A 7,273-nucleotide genomic window follows, 5' to 3' on the forward strand; every position below is an offset into this window, starting at 1 on the left:
CGGCGGTGCACCAGCACCGCCGCCTCTCGATGTGACCCGAACGATATGCAGCTGCTCCTCATCGCCCCCGACGCCGCGGATCGCCGTGTCCGCGGGGACCGCACCCGCGTTGCGCGACGCTCGTCGTCCGCCTCCGGCACCGACGGTCACGACCGCACCGTCGGGCATGGGAGGATCGTCGGATGGCGGTGACGAGACGAGCGGTCCACATCGGCGCCGGCAAGATCGGGCGCGGCTTCGTGGGCCAGTTCCTCGTGGCGAGCGGCTACGAGCTCACGTTCGTCGACGTCGACGAACGCGTCGTCTCCGCACTGAACGAAGCCGGACGGTTTGTGGTGCACGAGGTCGGCGAGCTGCCGGTCGAGCACCTCGTCTACGGGTTCCGCGCGCTGAGCAGCAAGACCGACCGTGACCAGGTCATCCGCGCCATCGCCGAAGCCGACGTGGTCACCACCGCGGTCGGCGCACGCACGCTCCCGCTCGTCGCGCCGATCATCGCGGAGGGACTGGCCGCACGATCGGCCGACCTCGGCGACGTGACGATCGTCGCGTGCGAGAACGCGTTCAACGCCACCGACTCGCTGCACGCCAGCGTCCGCCGCGCCCCCATCCTCGAGGACCGTGACGTCCACGCCGTCTTCGCCAACTGCGCGATCGACCGCATCGTCCCGGACCAGTCCGGCGTCCTCGGGCAGTCCGGCGGTCTCGACGTCGTGCTCGAACCCTTCTACGAGTGGATCATCGAGCGCACGCCGTTCGACGCGTCCGATGCCGAGCCGCCGGCGATCGACGGCGTGACCTGGGTGGACGACCTGCAGCCGTTCGTCGAGCGGAAGCTCTACACGGTGAACACCGCCCACGCGACGGCGGCGTACCACGGCTTCGTCCGCGGGATCGGCCTGATCCGCGAAGCCCTCGAGGACCACGACGTCCGGGCCGAGGTCGACGGCGTCCTCGCGGAGACCACGGCGCTCCTCGTCGCCAAGCACGGGTTCGACCCGGAGGAGCACGCGCGCTACGTCGCCGCGAACCTCTCCCGCATCGCGAACCCGCACCTGCCGGACAGCACGGCGCGCGTCGGACGGAACCCGCTCCGGAAGCTCGGACGACGCGAGCGGTTCGTCGGGCCGGCGTCCCAGCTCGCCGAACGCGGACTGCCCGTCGACCACCTGCTCGGCGCCGTGCGCGTCGCGCTGGCGTTCGACGACGAGAACGACCCCGAGTCGATCGAGCTGCACGCGCTGCTGCGCTCCGGTGCCACGGCCCACGCGCTCACGGAGATCCTGACCGGCCTCATGGAGAGCCACCCGCTCTTCCCGGCCGTGCGCGACGTCGTCGCCGAGGTCCTGCAGGCGCAGCCCGCCGACGTCTGACCGGTGCTGCACGGCGGCCTGCGGGGTTCCGCGTGGTCCCGCGCGTCGCCCGTCCCTCGTAGGATCGACGCATGACCACGGCAGCCTCACCACCGGACGGGTCCGTCGACCACGACGACGACGAAGCCCTGCACTGGGGTGACGCAGCGGACGCCACGCACGTCGACGCGGCGCACAACCCGGTGGTGGTCCACGACCGCGGGGAGCGCGATCCCGAGGCCCCCGAGACCTCCGGCGCACTCGTCGGGTTCGGGGTCTTCGGCGGCGTGTACCTGCTCTACACGGTCGCGTGGCTGCTGACCGCCTCCACCGCCTACGTGGCGAACGTGGACACCGTGCTCAGCGTCTTCGTCGACGTCCTGCGGTTCCTGTCGATCCTCGCGCCGGCGATGTGGTTCGCGGTCGTGCTCTGGGCGGCCCGCGGGCGACGCACCCGCACGCGTCTGCTCTGGATGCTGCTCGGCGCCGTCGCGCTCTTCCCGTGGCCGTTCCTCATGACACGGAGCTTCGGGTGACCGCCGTCGGGCGGGTGGCCGAGCACCCCCGGAACACGCGCATCGGTCGCGTGGTCGTGTGGCTCGTGTTCGCGGCGCTGTTCGCGTACATGACCGTCCAGAGCGTCGGCAACGCGGTGAGCGTGTCCGCCTCCGTGCGCGAGTTCAACGCCTTCCTCGGCACCGGCCCCGACGTCGCGTCCCTCCGGAGCAGCACCCCGTGGGTCTGGCTGGTCCTCGACATCGCGATCGCACCCCTCGCCTTCGCGGTCGCGCTGTGGGTCACCCGCCGCTCACGGCTCGCCGTGACGGTCGCGGTCTTCGTGGTCGCCTTCGCCGCGGCGGGCTCGGTCTGGCTGGACCTGCAGCTCTACGTGCCGAGTCTCCTCGACCTCTCGCGTCACTGACGCCGCCTGGGCACGCGTGTCCCCGTCACCGCGACCGGTCGCGTCGTCCGGTTGCATCGGCGGACGGCGCCGCCGCCGGACGGGAGGCGCGAGACGGGGCCGTCCCGCGCCTCCCGTCCGGCAGGCGGTTCCGGACCGGACCCGACGCGCGGTCGTAACCGTCTGCCCGCGTCGATACGATGGTGGGATACCGCCCGTCTCTCGTGAGGAACTCCAGTCGTGTCGAAGCCGGTCGTCCTGATCGCTGAAGAACTCTCGCCCGCCACAGTCGACGCCCTCGGGCCCGACTTCGAGATCCGGAACGTGGACGGTACCGACCGGCCGGCGCTCCTGTCCGCGCTGTCCGAGGCGCACGCCATCCTGGTGCGCTCCGCCACCAAGGTCGACGCCGAGGCGATCGCCGCCGCGCCGAACCTCAAGGTCGTCGCACGGGCCGGTGTCGGTCTCGACAACGTCGACATCAAGGCCGCGACCGCCGCCGGCGTCATGGTGGTCAACGCGCCGACGTCGAACATCATCTCGGCTGCCGAGCTGACGGTCGGCCACATCCTCTCGCTCGCCCGGCACATCCCGGCCGCGCACGCCTCCCTCGCCGCCGGCGCGTGGAAGCGCTCCGCGTACACCGGCGTCGAGCTCTACGAGAAGACCGTGGGGATCATCGGTCTCGGTCGGATCGGCGCACTGATCACGCAGCGCCTGCAGGCCTTCGGCGTCTCGGTGATCGCGTACGACCCGTACGTCACGACGGCGCGCGCGCAGCAGCTCGGGGTCGAGCTCGTCTCGCTCGACGACCTGCTGCGACGGTCGGACTTCGTCACGATCCACATGCCGAAGACGCCGGAGACGGTGGGCATGCTGTCGGACGACCAGTTCGCCCTGATGAAGCCGACCGCCTTCGTCGTGAACGTCGCGCGCGGCGGGCTCATCGACGAGGACGCCCTCCACCGTGCACTGACCGCCAAGACGATCGCCGGCGCCGGCCTCGACGTCTTCGTGTCGGAGCCGCCGACGGACTCCCCGCTCGTGGCGTTGCCGAACGTGGTCGTCACCCCGCACCTCGGGGCCTCCACCGACGAAGCGCAGGAGAAGGCGGGCGTGTCGGTCGCGAAGTCGGTGCGGCTCGCGCTCGGCGGCGAACTGGTGCCGGACGCGGTCAACGTCGCCGGGGGCGTCATCGACCCCTACGTGCGCCCCGGCATCCCGCTCGTAGAGAAGCTCGGACAGGTCTTCACCGCCCTCGCCACGTCGCCCGTCACGAGCATCGACGTCGAAGTGCACGGCGAACTCGCCTCGTACGACGTCAGCGTGCTCAAGCTCGCGGCCCTCAAGGGCGTCTTCACGGACGTCGTGAGCGACCAGGTGTCCTACGTCAACGCGCCGCTCATCGCCGACCAGCGGGGCGTCACGGTCCGGCTCATCACCGACCCCGACAGCCCCGAGTACCGGAACGTGCTGACGATCCGCGGCGCCCAGTCCGACGGTCCGGCGATCAGCGTCTCGGGGACCCTCACCGGCCCGAAGCAGGTCGAGAAGCTCGTCGAGATCAACGGCCACGACGTCGAGGTGGCGCTCGACAAGCACCACGTGGTGATGGAGTACACCGACCGCCCCGGCATCGTCGCGGTCTACGGCAAGGAGTTCGGCGAGGCCGGCATCAACATCGCCGCCATGCAGATCTCCCGTGAAGCTGCCGGCGGTCAGGCGCTCAGCGTCCTCACCGTCGACTCGCCGGTCCCGGCCGACATCCTCGAGCACGTGCGGTCGACCATCGACGCCGCGTCGCTGCGCGAGATCGACATCACCCTCTAGGGAGCGGCGGACATGACGGAGCCCCAGCAGCTCAGCCTCGCGGTCATCCGCGGCGACGGCATCGGACCCGAGGTCGTCGACGAGGCGCTGAAGGTCCTGCACGCGGTCGTCCCGGACGACCTCGTGGTCCACGAGACGCCGTACTCGCTCGGTGCCGCACGGTTCCTCGAGACCGGCGACATCCTCACCGACGCCGACCTGGCGGCGATCGCGGGCCACGATGCGATCCTGCTCGGCGCGGTCGGCGGGGACCCTCGCGATCCCCGGCTCGCCGGCGGCATCATCGAACGTGGGCTGCTGCTGAAGCTCCGCTTCGCGTTCGACCACTACGTGAACCTCCGTCCCACGAAGGTCTACGACGCCGTGTCGACCCCGCTCGCAGCGCCGGGCGCCGTGGACTTCGTCGTGGTGCGTGAGGGCACCGAGGGCCCGTACGTCGGCAACGGCGGCGCGATCCGTACCGGGACCCCGCACGAGATCGCGACGGAGGTCTCGCTCAACACGGCCTTCGGCGTGGAGCGCGTGGTGCGCTACGCGTTCGAGCTCGCGCAGCGACGCGACCGCAGGCACCTGACCCTCGTGCACAAGAGCAACGTCCTGGTGCACGCGGGGGCGCTCTGGCAACGGACCGTGGCCGCGGTGGGGCAGGAGTACCCGGACGTCACGGTGGACTACCAGCACGTCGATGCGGTGACCATCCACATGGTGCAGGACCCTGCTAGGTTCGACGTCATCGTCACGGACAACCTCTTCGGCGACATCATCACCGACCTGGCCGGCGCGATCAGCGGGGGCATCGGTCTGGCGGCCTCGGGCAACATCAACCCGGACGGCACCTTCCCCAGCATGTTCGAGCCGGTCCACGGCTCCGCCCCGGACATCGCGGGCCAGCAGAAGGCCGATCCCACGGCCGCCATCCTCTCCGTCGCACTGCTCCTCGACCACATCGGTCGCAGCGACCTCGGGTCGGCGGTCACCCGGGCGGTCGAGGCCGACCTCGCCGACCGGGGCACCACGCCGCGGACCACGGCGCAGATCGGCGACGCGATCGCCGCTGCAGCCACAGCTCGCACCACCAGCGCCTGACAAGGAGTCACCCGATGAGCACCGACACGGCCTTCGGACTCGCGTTCGCCACCACCCCCTCCGCCGAACGGCGTGCTGCCGCCGAGCGCGAGGAGATCCTGGCCGACCCGGGCTTCGGCAAGCACTTCACCGACCACATGGCGACGGTGCGGTGGACGCTCGACGGCGGATGGCACGACGCGGCGATCCACCCGTACGGTCCGCTGTCCCTCGACCCGAGCGCGAGCGTGCTGCACTACGCGCAGGAGATCTTCGAGGGGCTGAAGGCCTACCGGCACGCTGACGGGTCCGTCTGGTCGTTCCGGCCGGACGCGAACGCGCGTCGCTTCCAGCGCTCGGCACGCCGTCTGGCGCTCCCGGAACTGCCGGTGGAGACGTTCGTCGAGTCCATCCGGCAGCTCGTGCAGACCGACGTCGACTGGGTGCCGGACGCGCCGGAGACGAGCCTGTACCTGCGGCCGTTCATGATCGCGACCGAGTCCTTCCTGGGGGTCCGTGCTGCGCACGAGGTCGCGTACCACTGCATCGCCAGCCCCGCGGGTGCGTACTTCACCTCGGGACCGAAGCCGGTGTCGATCTGGCTGTCCACGCAGTACGCCCGCGCCGGCAAGGGCGGGACGGGGGCCGCGAAGACCGGCGGCAACTACGCGTCGTCGCTGCTGCCGCAACAAGAGGCGTACGAGCACGGGTGCCAGCAGGTGATGTTCCTCGACTCCGAGGAAGGCAAGTACCTCGAAGAGCTCGGTGGCATGAACGTGGTGCTCGTCAAGTCCGACGGCACGCTCGTGACCCCGGATTCGGACTCGATCCTCGAGGGGATCACCCGTGACTCGATCCTGCAGCTCGCCGAGGACCGCGGGCTCCGTGTCGAGCGACGGCGTGTGACGCTCGACGAGTGGCGGGACGGCGTCGCGGACGGCACCATCACCGAGGCCTTCGCCTGCGGGACCGCTGCCGTCGTGACACCGATCGCCGAGCTCCGTGGGGAAGGCTTCACCATCGGCGCGCCGACCGAGGGTGCGGGCGAACTCACGATGTCCCTCCGTGACGAACTCACGGACATCCAGTACGGCCGCCGTCCCGACCCGCACGGGTGGATGACGCGCCTGACCGATCCCTCCTGACGGCCACCGGCGTATCGGTAGGGTCGACGCGTGAAGATCGCACGGTTCAGCAGCAAGGGGGAGGACCCCCGGTACGGCATCCTCGACGAGCGGCACCTGGTGGTGCTCGCCGGAGACCCGATGTACCAGGGGTTCGAGACGACGGGGGAGCGCGTGCCCCTCGCGGACGTCAAGCTCCTCGCCCCCGTCATCCCGCGTTCGAAGGTCGTCGGCGTCGGGCTCAACTACTCGGACCACGCGTCCGAGATGGACGAGCGCGCCGGGGACGACCCGGTGGTGTTCCTCAAGCCGAACACGGCGGTCGTCGGTCCCGGTGAGCCCATCCAGCTGCCGGCGGGTGTCGGACGCGTCGACCACGAGGGCGAACTGGCCATCGTGATCGGCTCCCTGGCGAAGAACGTCCGCCGCGAGGACTTCGCGAGCGTCATCCTCGGGTACACGATCGCGAACGACGTGACCGCGCGCGACCTGCAGGCCCGCGACGGCCAGTGGACCCGCGCCAAGGGCTTCGACACGTTCTGCCCGCTCGGTCCGGTCATCGAGACCGAGATCGACCCGTCCGACGTCCGGCTCGAGACCCGCGTGGACGGCGACCTCCGCCAGGTGGCGTCCACGAGCGAGATGGTGCACGACATCCCGACGCTCATCGAGTTCGTGTCGTCGATCTGGACGCTGCTGCCCGGTGACGTGATCCTGACCGGGACCCCTGCCGGCGTGGGCGAGATCCGCGACGGCGAGATCGTCGAGGTCACCATCGAGGGCATCGGCTCCCTCCGCAACCCGGTCGTCGCCAAGCACTGACCGCTCGTCTCGAACGGCCCGCTCCCCACCGTGGGAGCGGGCCGTTCCGCGTTCCAGCTCGGTGCGGCGTCTGTCGCCCGGTGCGGCGTTGGTTGGTCGGTGCGCGTTCGTGTCTTCGCACGGGGCGGTCAACCTCGCACGGGGTGCCTGCTTCGTTGTGTTTGCGGGGGTGTGGGGGT

At 70.6% G+C, this 7,273-nt stretch carries 7 protein-coding genes; all 7 read left to right on the plus strand.

Annotated features, from left to right (window positions below):
• Window positions 1-182: 182 nt before the first annotated feature.
• Window positions 183-1,373 (plus strand): mannitol-1-phosphate 5-dehydrogenase, encoded by a 1,191-nt coding sequence (locus tag J7E22_RS11415; protein ID WP_214981845.1) that lies wholly within the window; start codon window positions 183-185, stop codon window positions 1,371-1,373.
• 71 nt (window positions 1,374-1,444) lie between these two features.
• Window positions 1,445-1,888 carry a hypothetical protein gene (locus J7E22_RS11420; RefSeq protein ID WP_214981846.1) on the plus strand — a complete coding sequence of 148 codons (444 nt, stop codon included), beginning with the start codon at window positions 1,445-1,447 and terminating at the stop codon, window positions 1,886-1,888.
• Window positions 1,885-2,274 carry a hypothetical protein gene (locus J7E22_RS11425; RefSeq protein ID WP_214981847.1) on the plus strand — a complete coding sequence of 130 codons (390 nt, stop codon included), beginning with the start codon at window positions 1,885-1,887 and terminating at the stop codon, window positions 2,272-2,274. Before J7E22_RS11420 ends, J7E22_RS11425 begins: the two co-directional genes overlap by 4 nt.
• A 219-nt stretch (window positions 2,275-2,493) precedes the next feature.
• The gene (gene serA, locus J7E22_RS11430) at window positions 2,494-4,083 is read left to right on the plus strand and encodes a phosphoglycerate dehydrogenase (protein ID WP_214981848.1); all 1,590 of its coding nucleotides are present in this window, start codon (window positions 2,494-2,496) and stop codon (window positions 4,081-4,083) included.
• Between the two features lie 12 nt (window positions 4,084-4,095).
• On the plus strand, window positions 4,096-5,169 hold the full coding sequence (locus J7E22_RS11435) for a 3-isopropylmalate dehydrogenase (protein WP_214981849.1): 1,074 nt from the start codon (window positions 4,096-4,098) through the stop codon (window positions 5,167-5,169).
• Between the two features lie 14 nt (window positions 5,170-5,183).
• A complete protein-coding gene (locus J7E22_RS11440) occupies window positions 5,184-6,293 on the plus strand; it encodes a branched-chain amino acid aminotransferase (RefSeq protein WP_214981850.1) in 1,110 nt (369 codons plus the stop codon).
• A 30-nt stretch (window positions 6,294-6,323) separates the two neighbouring features.
• On the plus strand, window positions 6,324-7,094 hold the full coding sequence (locus J7E22_RS11445; protein ID WP_214981851.1) for a fumarylacetoacetate hydrolase family protein: 771 nt from the start codon (window positions 6,324-6,326) through the stop codon (window positions 7,092-7,094).
• Window positions 7,095-7,273 lie beyond the last annotated feature (179 nt).

Source organism: Curtobacterium sp. ISL-83, assembly GCF_018613895.1.
Lineage (GTDB): Bacteria > Actinomycetota > Actinomycetes > Actinomycetales > Microbacteriaceae > Curtobacterium.

What these genes read in the sequence shown, in the direction of transcription:
- J7E22_RS11440 (WP_214981850.1), top strand. Translation starts at nt 5,184, where the DNA reads ATGAGCACCGACACGGCCTTCGGACTCGCGTTCGCCACCACCCCCTCC.
- J7E22_RS11420 (WP_214981846.1), top strand. Translation starts at nt 1,445, where the DNA reads ATGACCACGGCAGCCTCACCACCGGACGGGTCCGTCGACCACGACGAC.
- J7E22_RS11415 (WP_214981845.1), top strand. Translation starts at nt 183, where the DNA reads ATGGCGGTGACGAGACGAGCGGTCCACATCGGCGCCGGCAAGATCGGG.
- J7E22_RS11435 (WP_214981849.1), top strand. Translation starts at nt 4,096, where the DNA reads ATGACGGAGCCCCAGCAGCTCAGCCTCGCGGTCATCCGCGGCGACGGC.